Here is an 18,746-nt window from a genome sequence, read left to right on the forward strand (position 1 = left end):
GCGATGCTCGCGGTTCTAGATCAATCCACCGCCTTCATCATATCCTCCACCACCTTCTTCGCATCGCCGAAGACCATCATCGTCTTGTCCATATAGAACAACTCGTTGTCGAGTCCGGCATAACCCGCCGCCATCGACCGCTTGTTCACGATGATCGTGCGTGCCTTGTACGCCTCAAGAATCGGCATGCCCGCGATCACCGATTTCGGATCGGTCTTCGCGGCCGGATTCACCACGTCGTTCGCGCCGAGCACGAGCACAACGTCGGTCTGGCCGAACTGGCTGTTGATGTCCTCCATCTCGTGCACGAGTTCATACGGCACTTCGGCTTCCGCCAGCAGCACGTTCATGTGCCCCGGCATCCGCCCGGCAACCGGGTGAATCGCGTAACGCACGTCGATGCCTTTCTCGACCAGCTTGTCGGTCAGTTCCTTCAGCGCGTGTTGAGCACGCGCCACGGCAAGACCGTAACCCGGCACGATCACCACGCTTTCGGCATTGCCGAGCATGAACGCGGCATCGTCGGCGGAACCGGACTTCACCGGACGCTGCTCCGCTGAACCGCCCACCGTCGCCGCGGCCGCCTCGCCGCCAAAGCCGCCGAGAATCACGTTGAAGAACGAGCGGTTCATCGCACGGCACATGATGTACGAAAGAATCGCACCCGAAGAACCGACGAGCGACCCCGCGATGATCAGCATCGGATTGTTCAGCGAGAAGCCGATGCCCGCCGCCGCCCAGCCCGAGTACGAGTTGAGCATCGACACGACCACCGGCATGTCCGCGCCGCCGATCGGGATGATGATCAGCACGCCGAGCGCGAACGCGATCAGCGTCATGATCACGAACGGCAGCCACGACTGCGTCATCATGAAGATGATGCCGAAGCCGAGCATCGCGATTGCGAGCAGCAGGTTGATCATGTGCTGGCCCGCGTACACGACCGGCGCGCCCTGGAAGAGCCGGAACTTGTACTTGCCCGAGAGCTTGCCGAACGCGATGACCGAACCAGAGAACGTGATCGCGCCGACGAACGTGCCGATGAACAACTCGACGCGGTTGCCGTACGGAATCGGATAGCCGGGCGCGGCGAGACCGAACGCCGAAGGCTCGGCGACCACCGCATACGCGATGCACACCGCCGCGAGACCGATCAGCGAGTGCATGGCCGCGACGAGTTCCGGCATCTTCGTCATCTCGACTTTCGCCGCGATGTACGCGCCCGCCGCGCCGCCGATGATCAGCGCCGCGAACAGGAGGCCGAGGCCATAGCCCAGATTCGAGCCGAGATACGCGGCCTGCTTGACGATCAGCGCGAGCGTCGTGAGGATCGCGATCGCCATGCCGGTCATGCCGAACGTGTTGCCGAGCCGCGCGGTCTTCGGATTGGACAAGCCCTTCAACGCCTGGATGAAGCACACCGAGGCGACCAGATAAAGCAGTGTGACGACGTTGAGGCTCATCGCGCGCCCTCCTTGCTCACGAGCTTCTTGGGCTCCTTCTTCTTGAACATTTCGAGCATGCGCCGCGTGACGAGAAAGCCGCCGAACACGTTCACCGCCGCGAGCAAGACGGCCAGCGTGCCGAAGAACTTGGCCGTGCCGCCGATCGTGAGGCCGGTAGCGAGCATCGCGCCGACGATCACGATTGCCGAGATCGCGTTGGTCACGGCCATGAGCGGCGTGTGCAGTGCGGGCGTGACGTTCCACACGACGTGATAGCCGACGTAGATCGCCAGCACGAAGATGATCAGGTTGATCACCGTATGGTTGATGATGTCCACTTCCATGTCTATGTCCCCTTACGCCGATGCCGGACGCGTGACTTGTCCGTCGCGGCACTGGAGCGTGGCCGCGACGATGTCGTCCGCGAGATCGATGTTGAGCGTGCCTTCCTTCGTGATGATCAGCTTGAGGAAGTCGAGCAGATTGCGCGCGTAGAGCGCGGACGCATCGGCGGCCACCATTGATGCCAGATTGGTATAACCGACGATATGCACGTCATGCTTCATCACGGCTTCATCGACGACCGTCAGCGGGCAGTTGCCGCCTCGTTTGCCCTCGTACTCGGGTCCGCGTCCGGCCGCGAGATCGATGATCACGGAGCCCGGTTTCATGTGCTTGACCGTTTCGACCGACAGCAACGTCGGCGCGGGACGGCCCGGGATCAGCGCGGTGGAAATCACGATATCGGCGAGCTTCGCACGCTCGTGCACCTGCGCGGCCTGTCGCGCGAGCCAGCTTGGCGGCATCGGACGCGCGTAGCCCCCCACGCCTTCCGCCGCTTCGCGCTCTTCATCGGTTTCGAAGGGCACGTCGACGAACTTCGCGCCGAGCGACTCGATCTGCTCCTTCACCGCCGGACGCACATCGGACGCTTCGACCACGGCGCCGAGACGCTTGGCCGTCGCAATCGCCTGCAGGCCCGCGACGCCCGCGCCGAGAATCAGCACGCGCGCCGCCTTGACCGTGCCGGCGGCGGTCATCAGCATCGGCATGAAGCGCTGATACAGATTGGCCGCGACCAGCACCGCCTTGTAGCCCGCGATATTCGCCTGCGACGACAGCACGTCGAGGCTCTGCGCGCGCGTCGTGCGTGGCGCGGCTTCGAGCGCGAACGCGGTGACGCCCGCCGCGGCGAGCCGCGCGGTGTTCTCGGTGTTGAAGGGATCGAGCATGCCGGCGAGCACGCTGCCTGACTTCAGCAGCGGCAATTCGGCTTCGCTCGGTGACTGGACCTTGAGGACGATCTCGGCGGCAAACGCAGTGTTCGCATCGACAATATCCGCTCCCGCTTGCGCGTAAGCATCGTCGATATAGCTCGCCGGCAGGCCCGCGCCGCTCTGCACCGTGACCCGGTGACCTTGCGACACGAGCTTCTTGACCGTCTCGGGCGTGGCGGCGACGCGCGCCTCGTTCGCCCGCGTTTCAGCAGGCACTCCGATGTGCATCTTTGAATCCTCCAGTTTTTTGTACGCACGCGTTCCCTGAGGAGGCGTGGATTTAAGGCTGAGAAAGAATATTCAAATGCTTGGGGCAAACGGCTACCGCAACTGTAACCGAAGAAAGCCCACACAAAAATCCGCTCTGGCACCTGTTTGGCGCATTTATTTGGACATTTCGACCGACTCATTTCTCGTGTGCATCAGTCGGAGCGATGGCGCGCGGGATGCCCGTTCGGCGCTGCGGCGTGAAATGGCACGAAACGGTAAAATGGCGACCCATGAAACCAGAACATTGGGCACCGCATGTGACGGTCGCGGCCATCGTCGAGCGGGACGGGCGCTTTCTCGTGATCGAAGAGCACACGTCGGCGGGCATCAGAATCAACCAACCGGCCGGTCACCTGGAAGCCGGCGAGACGCTCGCTCAGGCCGTGATCCGCGAAACGCTCGAGGAAACCGCGCATCGCTTCGTGCCGGACGCGCTCGTCGGCGCCTACATGACGCATTTCGAGCGGCCGCACGGCGCGGTTACGTATCTGCGCTTCACGTTCTGTGGCCGTTCAGCGGGCGAAGTCGAAGGCCGCGCGCTCGACGAAGGCATCGTCCGCGCGATGTGGCTCACGGCCGACGATTTGCGCGCGGCATCGGCGCGGCACCGGACGCCGCTCGTGATGAAGTGCGTCGACGATTACCTCTCCGGGCGGCGCGTGCCGCTCGACTTCATTCATACGCATTCCGTCGCGCCAGTGGTGCGGGCTTGATCCTTCGATGCCCGCCACGGCGCCAATCAGCAAACTGGTAGCAACATGAGCAAGCAAAAAGTGGTGGTGGGCATGTCGGGCGGCGTGGATTCGTCGGTGACGGCGTGGCTGCTGAAGGAGCAGGGCTACGACGTCGTCGGTCTCTTCATGAAGAACTGGGAAGACGACGACGACGGCGAATACTGCTCGACGCGTCAGGACTGGATCGACGTGGTGTCGGTGGCGGACCTGATCGGCATCGACGTCGAGGCAGTCAACTTCGCCGCCGAGTACAAGGACCGCGTGTTCGCCGAGTTCCTGCGCGAATACTCGGCCGGCCGCACGCCGAACCCGGACGTGCTGTGCAACGCCGAGATCAAGTTCAAGGCGTTCCTCGATCACGCGATGTCGCTCGGCGCGGAAACCATCGCGACCGGTCACTACGCGCGCGTGCGCGAACGCGACGGACGCTTCGAACTGCTGAAGGCGACGGACCACACGAAGGACCAGTCGTACTTCTTGCATCGGTTGAACCAGCAGCAGTTGTCGAAGACACTTTTCCCGCTCGGCGAGATGCCGAAAACGCGCGTGCGCGAGATCGCCGCGCAAATCGGCTTGCCGAACGCGAAGAAAAAGGATTCGACCGGCATCTGTTTTATCGGCGAACGCCCGTTTCGCGAATTCCTGAATCGCTATCTGCCGACCAAGCCCGGCCCGATGAAGACGCCCGACGGCAAGACGATCGGCGAGCACATCGGCCTCGCGTTCTATACGTTCGGACAGCGAAAGGGCATCGGCATTGGCGGCGCGAAGGACGGCAGCGGCGAGCCGTGGTTCGTCGCGGGCAAGGACATGGAGCGCAACGCGCTCTACGTCGTCCAGGGGCACGATCATCCGTGGCTGCTCGCGCAGACGCTAGTCGCGGGCAACACGAGCTGGGTCGCGGGCGCGGCGCCCGAGGACGGCGCGGCTTGCGGCGCGAAGACGCGCTACCGTCAGGCCGATGCGCCCTGCACCTTCGGCGCGGCGGACGACGGCCGCTTCGCGCTCTCTTTCACCGACGCGCAATGGGCCGTGACGCCCGGGCAATCCGCCGTGCTGTATCAGGGCGACGTGTGTCTGGGCGGCGGCATCATCGAGCGGGCGGCGACCGCCGCGCCGGCCGGCGAAAGTGCAGAAGCGGCGCTGCTTGGCGCACGCTGAACGGGGCAAAGCGGGCCACGGGCCGCTTTGCTCTTTCCGCGCGTGACGCTCATTTCAAAACCGGAATCCTTTTTTGATACAAGCGCTTGACCGTCTACCTAGCAGTAGATAATGATGTGAAGATGGACAGAAACCCAGTGCGCGACCAACTGCTCGACCACGCCCGAACGCTCCTGATGACGCGAGGCTATAACGGCTTCAGTTATCGCGATCTGTCGGCGCTCGTCGGCGTCAAGACGTCGAGCATTCACTACTATTTTCCGTCGAAGGAAGACCTGGCCTTCGAGGCGGTCAACGCCTACAGCGCGGATGTGATGTCGTCGATCTACGCGATCGACAGTTCCGCGCCCGCCGACAAAAAGCTCGACCGCTACGCGAAGGTGATCGGCCGGATGCTGGGCGAGGGCGACCAGATTTGCCTGTGCGCGATGCTCGCCGCGGACATCGCGGCGCTTCCTGACAAGGTGCGGCGGGCGATCCAGGCGTTTTACAAGGCGAACGAGAACTGGCTTGCCAAGGTGCTCGCCGAGGGCGAAATGCAGGCAACGCTGCAGGCGAACGGCCAACCCGAAGCTGCGGCGCGCGCGCTCTATGCGGCGTATCAGGGCAGTTTGCTGACGAGCCGTCTTTTTCAGACGAAGACGCGTCTCGAAGACATCGCGCTGGTCGTCAAAACCAGAAATTGTGGATAACTACGATCGCAATAGTCGGATTTGCCTACCTTCAGATAGGTAGATTTTGGCGCACGTTTCCGAGCGGCCGGCTCGTAGCCGTTTTTCCTAGCCTCGATACTGCAAAATCGCGGCCGGGAGAAAGGCGCAGACCTTGCTTTCGGTTTTTTCCGCCAGCCATTCTATCTATGAGTAGATTAATTATGATCGGTAGCGCACGTTGTCTGACGGGGGCGGCGCAAACGCAAAAGCCACCCGGAGGGTGGCTTTTCAACCGGAAAACCGCTCAGATTTTCAGGACGGCAGCGTATCGCTGAACGACTGACGTTGCGAAAGCCGCTGAAAATGCTTGTCGAGGTTCGGATACGCGTCGCGCCAGTTCAGTTCGGGCATCCGGAAATCGAGGTAGCCGAGCGCGCAGCCGCACGCGATGTCCGCCAGCGTGAAGTGATTCGCCGAGCACCAGGTTTTCGAGCCGAGCCCCTTCGACATCGCCTTGAGTCCGTCGTCGATCTTGTGCTGCTGACGGGCGATCCATCCGTCGTTGCGATGGGCTTCCTCGCGCAGCACGCCTTCCAGCCGGATCAGCACGGCGGCGTCGAGCATGCCGTCCGCCAGCGCTTCCCAGCAGCGCACCTCCGTGCGTTCGCGGCGCTCCTGCGGCAGGAGCTTGCCCACGGGCGTGAGCGTATCCACGTATTCGCAGATGACGCGCGAGTCGAACACGGCTTCGCCGTCGTCGAGCACGAGACACGGCACCTTGCCGAGCGGGTTGTAGCTGTGGATCTTCGAATCGGATGCCCAAACGTTTTCGAGCACCAGTTCGCATTCGATTTTCTTTTCCGCCATCACGATCCGCACCTTGCGGACGAACGGGCTGCTTAGCGAACCGATCAGTTTCATCATCTCTTCTTGCGGTTTTGCGCGGGATTGATCGTGGAGAACGATCTTAACCGCCCGACATTGCCGCAAGGTGATTTCGAGATAACAGCGTTGTGGCTGGGCGACAACACATGCGACGAGCCGCCGGCGCGGCTCGTCAGTTCTGCTTCCGGTTCGGCGCTTCAGTTGGCCGGCGCAATTGTCGAGGCGCTCGCCACCGGACACGGCAGCGGTCGCGCCGCTACCGGCTGCCGCAGCTTCGCCTGGGCCTGCGCCGGCGAAGCGCCGTCGGCAACCGCTGCCGCCGGCGCGTGAATCGTGCTGACTTCGCGCACGCCCGCGGCGATCTCGGCGGCGAGCTGGTCGACCGCTTTCCGATGCCCCGCGACGAGCGCGTCGTAGCCCGCGCCGACGGGCTGCTGCGCCACGGTCCGGCACGTGAGCACCGCCGGCGAACCCGCGGCGCGCACGCTCCAGACGGCGTCGATGACCGCCTGCGAGCCCGCCCACGACTCGAAGCGCTGCACGTTCACCTTCACGCGATACACCGGCACGGAGTCGGGACGCGGCGTGTTGTAGACGTCGATCGCGCCGAGCTGCCGCGTGAGATCCGCCGACAGCGCGCGCCGCACTTCGTCGGCGGGCAGCGACGCCCAGCGCTCTTGTTCCAGCACCTGGACCTGCGCGGGGCTCGTCTGCACGACGAGCTGGTTTTTCGCGACCTGCGGCGGCATGTCGACGGGCGGCACTTCGACGTAGAACGAAGCGGGCATCGACGCCGCCGCGGGCGCGGCATCGCCGCCAAGCGTGTAAAAGCGGCTCGACGGCGACGAAGCGCAGCCCGCCAGCAGCGCGACAATGCCCGCCGTCATGGTGAAAAGCGCGCCGGACCTCATGGTTTGTCTCCTGATTTGCCGCGCAGCAACGATTCCGGATGACGTTCCAGATAATCGGAGAGCGCATTTAGGGATTGCAGCGTGCGCGTGAGTTCCTGCAGCGCCTGATGCACGTCGGTTTGCAGCGGCGAATCCTGCTGCAGCGTCGACTGCGCGTCGGCGAAGGTCTTGCGCGCGGCCGACAGCGTGTCGCGCGCTTCCGGGGCGACCTGCGTGTCGAGCTGCTTGAAGAGACTGTTCGCGTTCTTGAGCGAGCTGTTCAGGTTCGCGCCGATCTCGTCGAACGGGATCTTGTCGAGCTTCTTCGCGATATCGGCAACTTGCAGCTGCAATTCGTCGAGCGTGTTCGGCACGGTCGGCAGTTCGAGTGGATCGGCGCTCGCGTTGATCTTCACCTTCGCGGCCTTCGGGAAGAAATCGAGCGCGATGTACAACTGGCTCGTCAGCAGGTTGCCGGTGCGCAACTGTCCGCGCAAGCCATGCTGGACGAGGCGTTGCAGCAGTTCCTGGCTCGCCGTCGAACCGGGCGAGGGCAGCGCGTCGCGGGTGCGGCGGCCGAGCCGGTCCGGATAGAGGTTGATCGTGACCGGCATCATGAAATTGCGCGCCTTCGGATCGTATTCGATACCGATGTTCGTCACCTGTCCGAGCACGATGCCGCGGAAATCGACCGGCGCGCCGACCGACAGCCCGCGCAGCGACTGGTTGAAGTTCATCACCACGCGCAGCGGCGTGCCGTCCGGGTCGCGCATCGCGTCGGCTTCGTCGGAGCCGAGGCGGAAGGTCATGTTGTCCTCGGCCTGCTGGCCCGGCTGCTGGTTCGGCGGCGTCTGGAACGCGATGCCGCCGAGCACGACCGTCGCGAGCGACTGCGTGTTGAGCTTGAAACCGCTCGAATCGAGCCGCAGATCGACGCCGCTCGCGTGCCACCAGCGTGAATTCGCGCCGACGTACTGGTCGTAGGGCGCGTTGACGAACACCTGCATCGTGACGCCGGTGCCGTCCTTGTCTAGCGAAAAGCCGGTCACCTGGCCGACCTGCACGCGCCGGTAGTAGATCGGCGAACCGATGTCGATCGAGCCGAGCGACTCGCCGCGCAGCGTGAACTTGTGGCCCTTCTGGTCGCCGGTGACGGCCGGCGGCGTCTCCAGCCCGACGAATTCCGTGCGGTCCTCGTCGGACTTGCCCGCGTCCACGCCGATATACGCGCCCGACAGCAGCGTCGAAAGACCGCTCACGCCGCTTGCCGCCACGCGCGGACGCACGACCCAGAAGCGCGTGTCCTTCACGGCGAAATCGGAGGCTTCCTTCGTCAACTGCACGTCGACGAGCACGCGCGAATGGTCCTTCGACAGCGTGATCGTCTTGACCGTGCCGACGTCGACGTCCTTGTACTTGAGCTTCGTCTTGCCCGGCTCCAGCCCTTCGGCGCTCACGAAGCTGATCGTGACGGTCGGGCCGCGGCCGGCGACCGTCTTCACCACGAGCAGCACGCCCACGAGCGCGGCGACGAGCGGAATCACCCAGACGAGCGACGGCAGCCAGCGGCTCCTCGGCTCGATGACGGGTTCGGGCAGGTTGGGCGGCAGGCCGCCGCCGTTGCCGCCGTTCGTGGGTTCGTTGTCAGGCTCGTTCGGCCCTTCTCGACTAGTCATATTTCTTTCCTGAGGGTTCGATGTTGTCCCACATGAGGCGCGGATCGAATTGCATGGAAGCGAGCATCGTCAGCACGACGACCGCCGCGAACGCGAGCGCGCCCGGCCCCGCCGTGATGACGGCGAGCGAGCGAAAGCGCACCAGCGCGACCGTCAGCGTGATGACGAAGACGTCGAGCATCGACCAGCGGCCGATGCGCTCGACCGCGCGATAGAGCGTCGTGCGCTGACGCGGGCGCCAGGTCGAGCGCGTCTGCACGGTCCACGCGAGGAACGCGAGCGTGCCGAGCTTCAGCATCGGCACGAGAATGCTCGCGATGAAGATCACCGCCGCGAGCGGATAGTCGCCGTCGTTCCAGAAGAGCGCGACGCCGCTCAGGATCGTGTCGTCCTCGGAGCCGAGGAGCGACGCGGTATGCATCACCGGATACAGGTTCGCCGGGATATAGAGGATCGCCGCCGTGATGAGCAGCGCCCAGGTGCGCGCGATGCTGTCCGGACGGCGCCGGTGCAGCGTGGCGTCGCAGCGCGCGCAACGCTGCTTTTCGACGGTGTACGCACGCGGCTGCACGCGCCCGCACGAATGGCACGCGACGAGCCCCGCCCGCGACGCTGTCGTGTAGTGCAGCTCCGGCGCGGCCGCCTCGCCGCTCGGATCGGTGGAATCGTTCATTGTGGCGTGCTCCTCATCCGTGTTTCGTCGCGGAGCCGGCGGTTTCCCGGTTGCGTCGCATGCGCTTCGCCCTGACGCGCGCGGCGCGGCGTCGCGGCAGGCGCTCGGCGAGATCCCACAGCACGCCCGGATCGAAACTCACGACGACCGCGATCATCAGCGTGAGCGCGCCGAACGCGAAGAGCGCGGCTTCGGGAATCACACGCGCGATGCTCACCATCTTCACGAGCGTGACCAGAATGCCGAGCATGAACACTTCGATCATTCCCCACGGCCGCACGGCCTGGATCGCGCGCAGCACGATGTTGAAGCCGCCCGGCACGTAGCCCGCGCGCAGCGGCACGAGCACGTAGAGGAGCGCGACGAGTTCGGTCAGCGGGAAGAGAATCGTCGAGCAGAACACGAGCACCGCGACCACCTGCATGTTCTCGTCCCACAGCGCGACGATCGCGCCGATCAGCGTCGTCTGCGAGACGAGGCCGTTCGCATCCAGTTCGACGATCGGGAACGCCTGCGCGATGAGAAACGTGATGAGCGCGGCCAGCGTGATCGCACAAACCCGGTCGAGATTCGACGACAGCGCGCGATACAGCAGGCTGCCGCAGCGCGGGCATCGCGCCGTCGTGCGGCGGGGCAGGCTGCGTCTGGAAAGGAGTGCATCGCACTCGTGACATGCGATCAGATCGACTGTGTCCTTCTGTTCTGCTTCTTTCATGGGCGAGATGCCAAGGCTCCTCAGGCGTGCATTCCAAAGCCGATTCAGCGGCGACCGGCGTTTCTAGCAAGCGGCGGGCCAGTGCGCATGGTACCAAATGACACAATCCGCATACGCGTCGTCCCGCCGTTTCGGAATGAATACAAGGATTCATGCGTTTAGTCCATGTGGCCGCCAATGGGCTCGCGGCGCTTTGCAGCGTTGCACCGGTGGAATAGTTCGTTGCAGCAGCAGAACGCGGCTGCGAGAATGAGCGCAGAAAAGCCATCAAAGCCAATGCCGGCGGGCATGCGCGCCAGCGAGGCGGGTGTTTGCGGGCGTCATGCCCGTTCGTTTGCGTTCGGGTACGATGGCGGCCTTGAACACCGGTCGGGGAAGACCGACTGGTTTTTTTCGCAATCCCGCAATCCTTCTGTCAGGTCCTCCATGGAAAGCAGCGTGCAAGGCAACGCCAATCTCTCGCCGACGACCCGCTACAGCGGCACGGCAATCGGTCTTCACTGGCTGATCGCGTTGCTGATCGTGGGCGGGTTCTGGCTCGGCTGGATCATGACGGACATCCCCGGTTTCACGCCGACGAAGCTCAAGTATTTCTCGTGGCACAAATGGATCGGCGTGACGGTGTTCGTGCTCGCCGCCGTGCGCGTGCTGTGGCGGATCAACCATCGCGCGCCCGCGATGCCCGACGGCATGGCGAACTGGCAAAAGGGCGCCGCGCACCTCACGCATGTCCTGCTTTATCTGCTGATGCTCGTGGTCCCCATTTCCGGCTATTTCTACAGTTCGGCTGCGGGCATTCAGGTGGTGTATCTCGGCGTGCTGCCGCTGCCGACGATCATCGGTCCGGACCAGGCGCTCAAAGGCACGCTGCGGCTCGTGCACGTATGGCTCAACTACGCGCTGCTCGCGCTCGTCGCCATGCATGTGCTCGCGGCGCTCAAGCATCATTTCGTCGATCGCGACGGCCTGCTCGGACGCATGCTTCCGTTTATGAAATAGCCGGACACTGTTTCCCGCCCGTTGGCGGCGCATTTCCCGGCTGCGGATTGTTTTGACCGCTTTTTGCATTTCAATACAGGTTGCATCTCTTTATGCGTCGCTCATTGGCGTGAATCAACAAAGAACAAGGCAGACATGAAAGCGAATCTCCAACGTTGGGTCCTGGCAGGCGTCGCCGCCACCTCGCTCGCGGCGGCCGTCGCCGCTCACGCTCAGGTCGATGCGGCGAAGAGCACGGTCGTCGCGACGTCGAAGCAGATGAACGTGCCCGTCGACGGCAAGTTCAAGAAGTTCACCGCGCAGATCAGCTTCGACCCGGCCAAGCCGGCTGCGGGCAGCGCGAACCTCTCCATCGACACCGGCAGCTACGATCTCGGCGACGACGAGTACAACAAGCAGGTCCGCGGCAAGGAATGGTTCGACAGCGCCGCTTTCCCTAACGCGACCTTCGCGTCGACGGCCATCGCGCCGGCCGGCACGAACCAGTACAAGGTCACGGGCAAGCTGACCATCAAGGGCAAGTCGCAGACGGTGACGGTGCCCGTGACCGTGACGCAGCAGGGCGCGACCGAAACCTTCGACGGCTCGCTGCCGATCAAGCGCACGCAGTTCGACATCGGAACCGGGGAATGGAAAGACACTTCGGTGGTGGCGGACGACGTCGTCATCAAATTTCACATCGTCGCCGCGAAGAAGTGAGCGGCACAACCAGCCAGGAGAAGAACTTGAAGAAGCAACTTTTGATCGCAGCGGGTGCTTTGGTCGCGGGCATGTCAGCGATGACGTCAATGAGCGCGATGGCCGCCGACACGTATCAGCTCGACCCGAACCACACCTATCCGAGCTTCGAGTCGGACCACTTCGGCGGCGTGTCGACGTGGCGCGGCAAGTTCAACAAGTCGAGCGGCACGGTGACGCTCGATCGCGCGGCGAAGACCGGCACGGTGAACGTGACGATCGACGTGGCATCGATCAACACGGGCAACGAGAAGCTCAACGAGCACCTTCAGAAGGCCGAATTCTTCGATGTGGCGAAGTTCCCGACGGCCGTCTACAAGGGCACGTCGATCAAGTTCGACGGCGACAAGCCGGTGGAAGTGGAAGGCACGCTGACGATGCACGGCGTCACCAAGCCGATGAATCTGACGATCGAGTCGTTCAAGTGCTTCCAGAACCCGATGCTGAAGAAGGAAGTGTGCGGCACGGAAGCGACGGCGACGTTCGATCGCGGCGACTTCGGCATGGACTACGGCAAGACCTATGGTTTCAGCCTGAAGACCGTGCTGCATATCCAGGCAGAAGGCATCAAGCAGTAAGCTTCATCGCCTGAAACAACAAAAGGCCGGTTCATCGCGAACCGGCCTTTTGCATTTCACCTTGCAAGACGCGGAGGATCAGACTTCCGCGCCCGCGTTGGGATCGTTCGGATCGTACTTGGTCTTCTTTTCCTTCACGAGATCCTCGCGCTTCACGCCGAGCCACATCGCGATCGCCGCCGCCACGAACACCGACGAATAGATACCGAACAGGATACCGACCGTCAGCGCGAGCGCGAAGTAGTGCAGCGTCGGGCCGCCGAAGAAGAACATCGAGAGCACCATCATTTCCGTACAGCCGTGGGTGATGATGGTTCGCGACATCGTGCTCGTGATCGCGTGGTTGATCACTTCGATCACGCTCATCTTGCGCTGCTTGCGGAAGGTTTCGCGAATCCGGTCGAAGATCACGACCGATTCGTTCACCGAGTAGCCGAGCACCGCGAGAATCGCCGCGAGCACCGAGAGCGAGAACTCCCACTGAAAGAACGCGAAGAAGCCGAGGATGATGATGACGTCGTGCAGGTTGGCGATCACGCCCGCCACGGCGTACTTCCACTCGAAGCGGAACGACAGGTACACGATGATGCCGATCACCACGCACGCGAGCGCGAGCAGACCGTTCGTCACCAACTCGCGGCCGACCTGCGGCCCGACGAACTCGACGCGCTGCAACTGCGCCTGCGCGTCCTGGCCCTTGAGCGCGGTCATCACCTGTTCGCTCTGCTGCGCGGACGTGAGCCCTTGCTTCAACGGCAGGCGGATCAGCACGTCGCGCGAGGTGCCGAAGTTCTGCACCTGCGCGTCGGCGTAACCGAGCTTCGCCATCGTGTCGCGCACGGGTTCGAGCGGCACGGCCTGCGGATATTGCACCTCGACGACCGTTCCGCCGGTGAATTCCACCGACAGATGCAGCCCGCGATGCACGAGGAAAAACACGGCCGCGAGAAAAGTGATGAGCGAGATCGCGTTGAAGATCAACGCGCGCTGCATCAGCGGCAGGTCACGACGAATGCGGAAAAATTCCATGATTTATGCTCCGGGACTCAGCGGGACGAACCCGGTTTCTTTTGATCGACGCCTGGACCCGAGCGGCGGCGCGCGACCGGCTTGCCGGTGCGCGCGGGCGCATCGGCCTGGCTGGCCGAACGCGCGGGAACCGGCGCTTTCGCGCGGGCCTTCGCGGGCTGGACGATTTCGTCGACGGGGGAGTCGTCGCCGCGCTGCATCGCCAGATAGTGGGCGGTCGCGGCAGCGGTGTCGCCGCCTTCCGGACGCCACACCTGACCGATCGCGAGCGTCTGCAATTTCTTCTTGCCGCCGTACCAGAGGTTCACGAGACCACGCGAGAAGAATACCGCCGAGAACATCGACGTGAGAATGCCGATGCAATGCACGACCGCGAAGCCGCGCACCGGACCCGAGCCGAACGCGAGCAGCGCGAGACCGGCGATGAGCGTCGTCACGTTCGAGTCGAGAATCGTCGCCCAGGCGTGCGAGAAGCCGTTCTGGATCGCGAGTTGCGGCGGCGCGCCGTTGCGCAGTTCCTCGCGGATCCGCTCGTTGATCAGCACGTTCGCGTCGATCGCCATGCCGAGCGCGAGCGCGATAGCGGCGATGCCCGGCAGCGTCAGCGTGGCTTGCAGCATCGAGAGAATTGCAACGAGCAAGAGCAGGTTCACCGACAAGGACAGCATCGAGATCAGGCCGAACAGCATGTAGTACGCGATCATGAAGACGGCGATCGCGGTGAAACCGTACACGACCGAATCGAAGCCCTTCTTGATGTTGTCGGCGCCGAGGCTCGGGCCGATCGTGCGTTCCTCGATGATGTCCATCGGCGCGGCAAGCGAACCGGCGCGCAACAGCAGCGCGAGATCGGTGGCGGCTTGCGGCGTCGGCTGGCCGGTGATCTGGAAGCGGTCGCCGAGTTCGGACTGGATCGTCGCGACCGTCAGCACTTCGCCCTTGCCCTTTTCGAACAGCACCATCGCCATCGGCTTGCCGATGTTGTCGCGCGACACGCTGCTCACCGCGCGCCCGCCCGCCGCATCGAGGCGAATGCTCACGGAAGGACGCTGATGCTCGTCGAAGCTCGCCGATGCGTCGATGATGCGGTCGCCGGTGAAGATCACCTGCTTGCGCAAAAGGACCGGCGCCGAGTTGCCTTGCGTGAAGAGTTCATCGCCCGGCGGCACCGGGTCGTTCGGATTCGGATGCGTGTTGGTCGGATCGGCGAGACGCGCTTCGAGCGTCGCCGTGCGGCCGATGATGTCCTTCGCCTTCGCCGTGTCCTGCACGCCCGGCAGTTCGACCACGATGCGGTCGGCGCCTTGCTGCTGGATCACCGGCTCCGCGACGCCGAGTTCGTTCACGCGGTTATGCAGCGTGGTGATGTTCTGCTTGAGCGCGCCGTCCTCGACGAGCTTCTGCGCCGCTGGCGTGAACGTGCCGACGACCTGATAGCCGTCGCCGTTCTGACGCGTCGCCCATTGCAGTTCGCTCACGCCGTTCGTGAGCGCCTGGCGCGCGTTGTCGGCGACTGCCTGATCGGAGAAATTGACGACGACCGACTGCGCCACGCGGTTCACACCGCCATCGCGGATGTTCTTGTCGCGCAAGAGCGCGCGCGCGTCGGCGGCGTCGGAGTCGAGCTTCTTGTTCAGCGCGCCGGCCATGTCGACTTGCAAGAGGAAATGCACGCCGCCGCGCAGGTCGAGGCCGAGATACATCGGCAGCGCGTGCAGCGCGGTCAGCCAGCGGGGCGACGCAGCTTGCAGGTTCAGCGCGACGATGTAGACCGGGTCCGCCGGATCGCTGTTCAGCGACTTTTGCAGCAGGTCCTTCACGCGCAACTGCGTGTCGGTGTCTTTCAGGCGCACGCGGATGTTCGCGTTGGTCGACGAATTGTCGAACGTCACTTCGTCGGGCTTCACCTGATTGGCAGCGAGCGCGCTCTCGACTTTATCGAGCGTGGACGAATCGAGCTTGACCGTTGCCTTGCCGCTCGACACCTGCACCGCCGGCGCTTCGCCGAAGAAATTGGGCAGCGTGTACACGAGGCCGATGACGAGCGCCACCAGCATCACGGCATATTTCCAAAGGGGGTAACGATTCATGGGGATGGCCGAACGGCAAAGTTGGCTTGAGAAGAGCGGGGTGCGTCCGGCGTTGAGCGCGACGAGCCGGCAGACGTGGCTGACAGCGGCCCGTGAGGTGGCGAGGCCGCGCCGGACGCGGGAGAAACTGGCCTTACAGCGACTTGATCGTGCCCTTCGGGAGAATCGTCGTGACGGATGCCTTCTGGACCGTGATTTCGGTGCCTTCGGAGATCTCGACGCCCACGTAGGCTTCGCCGACCTTCGTGACCTTGCCGACGATGCCGCCGTTCGTCACCACTTCGTCGCCCTTCGCCATGGCGGCGAGCATGTTGCGATGTTCCTTCTGACGCTTCATTTGCGGGCGGATCATGATGAAGTACAGCACCGCGAACATGAGGATCAGCGGCAGGAACTGCATGACGCTCGATTCGATGCCACCCGTTGATGTGCCCTGTGCAAACGCATTGGAAATAAACGACACGTTGGTCTCTCCGTTATGACGACTGATTCAGAAAATTAGCCCGGTATTCTACACCGGGCAAGGGCGCGAGCGCGCCGGAAGCGCTTTGCGATCAAGCTGTTAATGCATCGCGCGCGGCCGCTTCAGGCCATTCGGCGCCCGCTGATTGTAAAGGTTTTGTAGGCTTGGCTAGTCGATGCCGCGCGCGCGGTTTTCTTGAAACTGCTTCCTGAACGCGTCGAACGTGTGATTTTCAATCGATTCGCGCACTTCGGCCATCAATTGCAGGTAGTAGTGCAGGTTGTGGATGGTGTTCAATTGCGCGCCGAGAATCTCGCCGACGCGATGCAGGTGATGCAGATATCCGCGCGTGAAATTGGCACAGGTGTAGCAGCCGCAGGTTTCGTCAAGCGGTTTCAGCGAGTTCTTATGCGTGGCGTTGCGGATCTTCACGTCGCCGAAACGGGTGAAGAGCCAGCCGTTGCGCGCGTTGCGCGTCGGCATCACGCAGTCGAACATGTCGACGCCCGCCGCCACGCCCGCCACCAGATCTTCCGGCGTGCCGACGCCCATCAGGTAATGCGGCTTGCCGGCGGGCAGCTTCGGGCCGATGTGGTTTAAGACGCGCATCATGTCTTCCTTCGGCTCGCCGACCGAGAGCCCGCCGATCGCGAGGCCGTGAAAACCGATGTCCGCGAGGCCCGCGAGCGATTCGTCGCGCAAATCCTCGAACATGCCGCCCTGCACGATGCCGAAGAGCGCGTTCGGATTGCCGAGGCGGCCGAATTCGTCGATGGAACGCTTCGCCCAGCGCATCGACATGCGCATCGACTCGGCAGCGTCCTGGTGCGAGGTCGGCACGCCGTTGGTCGCGTAGGGCGTGCATTCGTCGAACTGCATCACGATGTCGGAATTCAGAACCTTCTGAATCTGCATCGAGATTTCGGGCGAGAGGAACAGCTTGTCGCCATTGATCGGCGAGGCGAACGTGACGCCGTCCTCGGTGATCTTGCGCAGGTCGCCGAGCGAAAAGACCTGAAAACCGCCGGAATCGGTGAGGATCGGGCGCTTCCAGTTCATGAACTGATGCAGGCCGCCGTGCGCGCCGATCGTTTCCAGCCCGGGACGCAGCCACAGGTGAAACGTGTTGCCGAGGATGATCTGCGCGTGTATTTCTTCGAGTTCGCGCGGCTGGATCGCCTTCACGGTGCCGTAGGTGCCGACCGGCATGAAGATCGGCGTTTCGACGACGCCGTGATTGAGCGTCAGGCGGCCGCGGCGCGCCTGGCCGTCTGTTGCGAGCAGGTCGAACTTGAGCCCGTTTTCGGGCGGATGATGACCGTCGGTCATGGAGAAAGCTCCTGTGCCACCGGAAAACAGTCCGGCGCAAGTGGGTTGAAAGTCAGCGTAGCTGGCGGGTGAGCAGCATCGCGTCGCCGTAGCTGAAGAAGCGGTAGCGTTGCTCGATTGCGTGCCGGTACGCGTCGCGGATCGTCTCCATGCCCGCGAACGCGGACACAAGCATCAGGAGCGTCGACTTCGGCAGATGGAAATTCGTCACCAGCCGGTCGACGACGCGAAACTCATAGCCCGGCGTGATGAAGATGTCGGTTTCCGCGACGGCGGCCGCGAGCGGACGGCTTTCGTTCGCGGCGTCGCGGGCGGCGGCTTCGAGCGCGCGCATTGAGGTCGTGCCGACTGCGATCACGCGGTTTCCCCGCGCTTTGGTCGCCGCGATCTTGTCGACGAGCGATTGCGGCAACTGATACCACTCGCTGTGCATCTTGTGCTCGTCGATCTTCTCGACGCGCACTGGCTGAAACGTGCCCGCGCCGACGTGCAGCGTGAGGGTCGCGCGCTCGACACCGCGTGCGTCGAGCCGCTCGAACAGCGCGGCGTCGAAGTGCAGGCCCGCCGTGGGCGCCGCGACCGCGCCCGGATTGGCCGCATAGACGGTCTGATAACGCGTTTCGTCGATGGCGTCGGGGTCGTGCTCGATGTACGGCGGCAGCGGCAGCCGGCCGTATTGTTCGATCAGCGTGAGGCACTCGGCGGGAAAATGCAGCGTGTAGAACGGCTCGACGCGCTCGCCGACGGTCACATCGAACGCATCCGCGAGCGTCAGCACCGTGCCCGGCGCCGGACTCTTGCTCGCGCGGATCTGCGCGAGCGCGGTGGTCGGCCCGGTCAGGCGCTCGACCAGCACCTCGATGCGCCCGCCACTGGCCTTCTTGCCGAGGAAGCGCGCCTTCAGGACTTTGGTATCGTTGAAAACGAGCAGGTCGCCGGGCTCGATCAGCGTCGGCAATTCGGCGAACTGGCGGTCGGTGAGCGCGGCGGGCGTCGCGCGGTTGTCGACGTCGAGCAGACGGCTCGCGCTGCGCTCGGTGAGCGCCGTTTGCGCGATCAGCTCGGGCGGCAGATTAAAATCGAAATCGGAAAGCGTGAACATGGGATGCGGGTTGGAGCGCGGTGCAAACGCGCGGTTGCA

Annotated in this window: 19 protein-coding genes; 6 read left to right on the forward strand and 13 right to left on the reverse strand. The window is 63.7% G+C overall.

Annotated features, from left to right (window positions below; all coding sequences use genetic code 11):
* Positions 1-20: 20 nt before the first annotated feature.
* From QCE48_RS02035 to QCE48_RS02045, 3 genes are read right to left on the reverse strand one after another with little or no spacing between them, the layout of a single operon-like run.
* A complete protein-coding gene (locus QCE48_RS02035; protein WP_309786400.1) occupies positions 21-1,463 on the reverse strand; it encodes an NAD(P)(+) transhydrogenase (Re/Si-specific) subunit beta in 1,443 nt (480 codons plus the stop codon).
* Positions 1,460-1,783, reverse strand: a complete 324-nt coding sequence (locus QCE48_RS02040) for an NAD(P) transhydrogenase subunit alpha (protein WP_309788297.1) — start codon at positions 1,781-1,783, stop codon at positions 1,460-1,462. Before QCE48_RS02040 ends, QCE48_RS02035 begins: the two co-directional genes overlap by 4 nt.
* 18 nt (positions 1,784-1,801) lie before the next feature.
* Positions 1,802-2,950 carry a Re/Si-specific NAD(P)(+) transhydrogenase subunit alpha gene (locus QCE48_RS02045; RefSeq protein WP_309786399.1) on the reverse strand — a complete coding sequence of 383 codons (1,149 nt, stop codon included), beginning with the start codon at positions 2,948-2,950 and terminating at the stop codon, positions 1,802-1,804.
* A gap of 272 nt (positions 2,951-3,222) precedes the next feature.
* On the opposite strand from QCE48_RS02045, the gene QCE48_RS02050 reads away from it, so the two are divergent.
* The 3 genes from QCE48_RS02050 (at position 3,223) to QCE48_RS02060 (ending at position 5,579) form a co-directional block, all read left to right on the forward strand.
* Positions 3,223-3,705, forward strand: a complete 483-nt coding sequence (locus tag QCE48_RS02050) for an NUDIX hydrolase (RefSeq protein ID WP_309786398.1) — start codon at positions 3,223-3,225, stop codon at positions 3,703-3,705.
* 45 nt (positions 3,706-3,750) lie between these two features.
* Positions 3,751-4,887 carry a tRNA 2-thiouridine(34) synthase MnmA gene (mnmA, locus tag QCE48_RS02055; protein ID WP_309786397.1) on the forward strand — a complete coding sequence of 379 codons (1,137 nt, stop codon included), beginning with the start codon at positions 3,751-3,753 and terminating at the stop codon, positions 4,885-4,887.
* Between the two features lie 122 nt (positions 4,888-5,009).
* Positions 5,010-5,579 carry a TetR/AcrR family transcriptional regulator gene (locus QCE48_RS02060; protein WP_309786396.1) on the forward strand — a complete coding sequence of 190 codons (570 nt, stop codon included), beginning with the start codon at positions 5,010-5,012 and terminating at the stop codon, positions 5,577-5,579.
* Between the two features lie 273 nt (positions 5,580-5,852).
* Here QCE48_RS02060 and QCE48_RS02065 read toward each other — a convergent pair whose 3' ends face one another.
* From QCE48_RS02065 to QCE48_RS02085, 5 genes are all read right to left on the reverse strand, one after another.
* Positions 5,853-6,464 (reverse strand): glutathione S-transferase N-terminal domain-containing protein, encoded by a 612-nt coding sequence (locus tag QCE48_RS02065; RefSeq protein WP_309786395.1) that lies wholly within the window; start codon positions 6,462-6,464, stop codon positions 5,853-5,855.
* A gap of 158 nt (positions 6,465-6,622) precedes the next feature.
* A complete protein-coding gene (locus QCE48_RS02070) occupies positions 6,623-7,336 on the reverse strand; it encodes a PqiC family protein (protein ID WP_309786394.1) in 714 nt (237 codons plus the stop codon).
* A complete protein-coding gene (locus QCE48_RS02075; RefSeq protein ID WP_309786393.1) occupies positions 7,333-8,991 on the reverse strand; it encodes an MlaD family protein in 1,659 nt (552 codons plus the stop codon). The genes QCE48_RS02070 and QCE48_RS02075 overlap by 4 nt, the downstream gene beginning before the upstream one ends.
* Positions 8,984-9,619: a paraquat-inducible protein A gene (locus QCE48_RS02080; RefSeq protein WP_309788296.1), complete on the reverse strand. Its 636-nt coding sequence runs from the start codon at positions 9,617-9,619 to the stop codon at positions 8,984-8,986. The genes QCE48_RS02075 and QCE48_RS02080 overlap by 8 nt, the downstream gene beginning before the upstream one ends.
* Before the next feature lie 58 nt (positions 9,620-9,677).
* Entirely contained in the window at positions 9,678-10,379 is a 702-nt protein-coding gene (locus tag QCE48_RS02085) for a paraquat-inducible protein A (protein WP_309786392.1), read from the reverse strand.
* 426 nt (positions 10,380-10,805) lie between these two features.
* Here QCE48_RS02085 and QCE48_RS02090 point away from each other — a divergent pair, with 426 nt between their 5' ends.
* The 3 genes from QCE48_RS02090 to QCE48_RS02100 all read left to right on the forward strand — a co-directional run bounded on the left by QCE48_RS02090 (position 10,806) and on the right by QCE48_RS02100 (position 12,694).
* Positions 10,806-11,378 (forward strand): cytochrome b, encoded by a 573-nt coding sequence (locus tag QCE48_RS02090; RefSeq protein ID WP_309786390.1) that lies wholly within the window; start codon positions 10,806-10,808, stop codon positions 11,376-11,378.
* Positions 11,379-11,513: 135 nt separating this feature from the next.
* Positions 11,514-12,077 (forward strand): YceI family protein, encoded by a 564-nt coding sequence (locus QCE48_RS02095; protein ID WP_309786389.1) that lies wholly within the window; start codon positions 11,514-11,516, stop codon positions 12,075-12,077.
* 26 nt (positions 12,078-12,103) lie between these two features.
* On the forward strand, positions 12,104-12,694 hold the full coding sequence (locus QCE48_RS02100; RefSeq protein WP_309786387.1) for a YceI family protein: 591 nt from the start codon (positions 12,104-12,106) through the stop codon (positions 12,692-12,694).
* Between the two features lie 78 nt (positions 12,695-12,772).
* Here the strand turns inward: QCE48_RS02100 and secF are convergent, their stop codons facing one another.
* The 5 genes from secF to queA all read right to left on the reverse strand — a co-directional run bounded on the left by secF (position 12,773) and on the right by queA (position 18,707).
* The gene (gene secF / locus QCE48_RS02105; protein ID WP_087633055.1) at positions 12,773-13,723 is read right to left on the reverse strand and encodes a protein translocase subunit SecF; all 951 of its coding nucleotides are present in this window, start codon (positions 13,721-13,723) and stop codon (positions 12,773-12,775) included.
* A gap of 17 nt (positions 13,724-13,740) precedes the next feature.
* Positions 13,741-15,813 carry a protein translocase subunit SecD gene (secD, locus tag QCE48_RS02110; protein WP_309786386.1) on the reverse strand — a complete coding sequence of 691 codons (2,073 nt, stop codon included), beginning with the start codon at positions 15,811-15,813 and terminating at the stop codon, positions 13,741-13,743.
* Positions 15,814-15,946: 133 nt separating this feature from the next.
* Positions 15,947-16,276, reverse strand: a complete 330-nt coding sequence (gene yajC / locus QCE48_RS02115) for a preprotein translocase subunit YajC (protein WP_087633053.1) — start codon at positions 16,274-16,276, stop codon at positions 15,947-15,949.
* A 168-nt stretch (positions 16,277-16,444) separates the two neighbouring features.
* Positions 16,445-17,605, reverse strand: a complete 1,161-nt coding sequence (gene tgt, locus QCE48_RS02120; protein ID WP_309786383.1) for a tRNA guanosine(34) transglycosylase Tgt — start codon at positions 17,603-17,605, stop codon at positions 16,445-16,447.
* A 52-nt stretch (positions 17,606-17,657) separates the two neighbouring features.
* On the reverse strand, positions 17,658-18,707 hold the full coding sequence (gene queA / locus QCE48_RS02125) for a tRNA preQ1(34) S-adenosylmethionine ribosyltransferase-isomerase QueA (protein ID WP_309786382.1): 1,050 nt from the start codon (positions 18,705-18,707) through the stop codon (positions 17,658-17,660).
* Positions 18,708-18,746 lie beyond the last annotated feature (39 nt).

Origin of the sequence: Caballeronia sp. LZ024 (assembly GCF_031451455.1) — a bacterium.
Taxonomy (GTDB): Bacteria; Pseudomonadota; Gammaproteobacteria; order Burkholderiales; family Burkholderiaceae; genus Caballeronia; species Caballeronia telluris.